The following is a 446-nucleotide window of genomic DNA, read 5'->3' on the forward strand; positions in this document are numbered from 1 at the left end:
ATATTGGGTTCTGTGTCGATTTGCTTGGCTATCTGAGATGTACGTCGTACGCGGGCGGAGCTGTGATTGTGCCAGTGGTTAAATGACCAGAGATTGCGGTATGTGACCACACTTAGTGTCTAATACTGTTTTACGTACACGGCGACCACCGAGGTCTACACTATCCCCTTCGGCGGCGGCGTCAGGTGGGTATTAGAGACAGGTGCGGGGAAGAGCACGCTGCTGGCGGCGGTGTCGGGGGAGGTCGCGGCGGCGTCGGGTGCGGTGGTGCTGGGCGGGCGGGCGCTGGCCCGGTACGCACCCGGGGACGTGCGGGCGGCGGTGCGGGGGCTGGCGCAGGACGCGCACGTGTTCGCCGGGACCGTCCGCGCGAACCTGCTGCTGGCCCGCCCCGGCGCGAGCGGGGAGCAGCTGCGGGCGGGCCAGCAGCAGGTTCGCGCGGGCGG

At 67.7% G+C, this 446-nt stretch carries 1 pseudogene; it reads left to right on the forward strand.

Annotated features, from left to right (window positions below):
* Positions 1 to 231: 231 nt before the first annotated feature.
* A pseudogene (locus HUX53_RS00035) lies at positions 232 to 446 on the forward strand (hypothetical protein); the annotation flags it as partial.

Source organism: Actinomadura sp. BRA 177, from assembly GCF_013372625.1.
In the GTDB taxonomy this organism is placed as follows: domain Bacteria; phylum Actinomycetota; class Actinomycetes; order Streptosporangiales; family Streptosporangiaceae; genus Spirillospora.